This window comes from Bacillus sp. B25(2016b) (assembly GCF_001679765.1).
Lineage (GTDB): Bacteria > Bacillota > Bacilli > Bacillales > Bacillaceae_G > Bacillus_A > Bacillus_A thuringiensis_K.
The window spans coordinates 471,290-473,904 of sequence record NZ_CP016285.1 but is presented as its reverse complement, the minus strand read 5'-3'; the positions used below and the strand labels follow the sequence as shown (position 1 = coordinate 473,904).

Below are 2,615 nucleotides of genomic sequence, written 5' to 3'. Positions count from 1 at the left end.
ACTATGTTTAAAATGCGAGAACTCCTATTACGTAAGAAACAGAAAGAGCTAAGTGAATATAAAGCGATGTACATAATTAAGGATTATTTTTCACTTTTTTACCAAGCATTACACAAAAACACCCAAGAATTATCAAAGGTTCTCCTTCGTCTGTTTAACCTCCTACAGCACAACGGACGAAAATCTCATCGATACGAGAAAAAGACAGTCTTTGATATTTTGGGTGTTGTTTATGAGTATACCACTTCTACTCATCAGGTAGCATAGTAAAAAATTGAAACCCGTCAGGGTTTATTTGATATGCCCGCTTTTATAAAATCTACAAAAGATAATAAAAAACTATATGGAAAGACCGCATTTTGTTTAAAAATATACCTTAAGTTGATGGATGTGGGGAATTACCCCAGCAAGTTGGATACAAGGCTACGATTTACAAAGTGTTACATCTTCTTTAAACTCATTTATCCTCAATAAATTTGGATGGTTTTACTCTCTACTTATGACTACAATGATTATTTTGGCTGCTTATTTAGCATTTTCTAAGTACGGTTCTATTCGTCTTGGTAAAGATGGAGAAAAGCCAAAATATAATTATCCATCTTGGCTATCCATGTTGTTTGGGGCAGGAATGGGAATTGGACTCCTTTTTTATGGAATCGCTGAACCGATTTCACATTTTACAGATCCATTAACAGGAAAAGCAGGTACAGAAGAAAGCGCCAAACTCGCTATGCAATATTCATTTTTCCACTGGGGACTCTTTCCGTGGTCACTATACGCAATGGTCGCTTTAACAATTGCATATTTCACATTCCGCAAACAAAAAGGTAGCACTATCGGGGCTACAGTTACTCCATTATTTAATCGATCGAAAAATTCCCGTATCGGAAAAACAGTTGATATTTTAGCTGTTTTAGCTACAGTATTTGGCATTGTACCATCTGTTGGGATTGGTGCTCAACAAATTGCTGGGGGATTAAGCTATTTATTCCCTTCTATTCATAACACTTTACTTACTCAGCTCGTACTTATAGCTATCTTCGCCGCTTTATATTTAACAAGTGCACAAACCGGCTTAGATCGTGGGATTAAATATTTGAGTAACTTGAATTTCTCTCTTGCAGGTATTTTACTCGTCTCTTTCTTACTTTTAGGACCAACTGTATTTATTATGAAATACTTTACCTCTACACTCGGTTCTTATATCGGGGCTTTACCTAGTATGGGATTAAATTTAGGAGCATTTAATGAAAAATCCTCTTCTTGGATTGAAAACTGGACTATTTTCTATTGGGGATGGTGGATCTCTTGGTCTCCATTTGTCGGTACATTTATCGCCCGTATTTCTAAAGGACGCACAATAAAAGAATTTATTTTTGGAGTTGTATTAGTCCCGACTCTTATCTGTACATTTTGGTTTGCAGTATTTGGTGGTACCGCAATCCATATGGAAATGTTCCAATCGCTTGGAATAGCTGATGAAATTGCAAAAAATGGTACAGAGATTGGATTATTTGCTGTTATTTCACATCTACCATTCTCTACATTTTTAACGATTATCGGGTTAATTTTAGTAGCCACATTTTTCGTTACTTCTGCCGACTCGGCAACATTTGTTGTTTCAATGCAAACGAGTAACGGAAGCTTATCACCGAAAAATAGTTTAAAACTTATATGGGGATTAACAATCGCGATAATTGCCGCTATTTTATTACAAGCTGGAGGATTAAATGCACTACAAATTGCAGCTATAATCGCAGCACTACCATTTTCTATCGTAGTCGTTCTTATGGTTGCTTCGCTCTTTAAAGAGCTACGAAAAGAAGATGTTAATTTGCAAACGAAAGAAGTGCCGAAAAAAATAAAAAAGGTTATGTAACGATTGGCGCCTCAAATCACTTCTAAATCCGTAATAAAACCCATTCATATGAATGGGTTTTTCACTCTATTATATAGTGTTGTAAACATGCTTTTTCCTCAAAACCTACTTTCTTGTACAATTTCATCGCATGATCATTATTCGTATTCAAACATAGTACTATCTCTCTCATCCCTTGGAAAGAGAAAATATACTGAATTGCAACTTGTAATAACTGCTCTCCGACACCTTTTCCATTTATATCCCCCTTAAAAAAGACATTATCATAAGCCTATTTCAAAATGAAACTGCCATGATAATGTCTTCTCAAAAACTTATACAATTATTTTACAATATAATAAGATAACACGTTATTTATTTCTTAAATAATCTCTTTCTAAATACAAACATACTCAGTGCTGAAAGAACTAATGCTACGCCTGAAAGTAACTTTGATGTATTCGCTTGTCCACCTGTTGCTCCTAATGATTTCTTACTTTCTTCCTGTTTATTAGCAACTGGTTTATTTTCTTTCATAACTTGATGATTCATGTTTTGTTCTTGGACTACTTCGGATGGATTTACTGCTTCTTTTGAACCTTCAATTTCTTTTCCTGTTTCTTTCCCCTTCGCTTTCGACTCTTCAACTCCTGTTGTTAGCTCGTCCACTTCTTCTTTTGGCTCTTCAACTTCTTTTGCCGGTTCTTTCACTTCTTCTTTTGTTTCTTCAACTTCTTTTACCGGTTCTTTCACTTCT

At 35.2% G+C, this 2,615-nt stretch carries 2 protein-coding genes and 2 pseudogenes; 2 read left to right on the top strand and 2 right to left on the bottom strand.

What is annotated here, in order from left to right; all coding sequences use genetic code 11:
- Positions 1-267 (top strand): annotated as a pseudogene (locus BAQ53_RS02560) (IS4 family transposase); the annotation flags it as partial.
- Positions 268-388: 121 nt separating this feature from the next.
- Positions 389-1,879, top strand: a complete 1,491-nt coding sequence (gene opuD, locus BAQ53_RS02555) for a glycine betaine transporter OpuD (protein ID WP_208906463.1) — start codon at positions 389-391, stop codon at positions 1,877-1,879.
- 61 nt (positions 1,880-1,940) lie between these two features.
- Here opuD and BAQ53_RS02550 read toward each other — a convergent pair.
- Together BAQ53_RS02550 and BAQ53_RS26135 are read right to left on the bottom strand one after the other, a co-directional pair.
- A pseudogene (locus BAQ53_RS02550) lies at positions 1,941-2,111 on the bottom strand (GNAT family N-acetyltransferase); the annotation flags it as partial.
- 122 nt (positions 2,112-2,233) lie between these two features.
- Positions 2,234-2,615: LPXTG cell wall anchor domain-containing protein (locus BAQ53_RS26135; protein WP_244161467.1), on the bottom strand; the 382-nt coding region annotated here is incomplete at its 5' end.

Coding starts and splice junctions, on each gene's coding strand:
- opuD (WP_208906463.1), top strand. CDS start 389: ATGTGGGGAATTACCCCAGCAAGTTGGATACAAGGCTACGATTTACAA.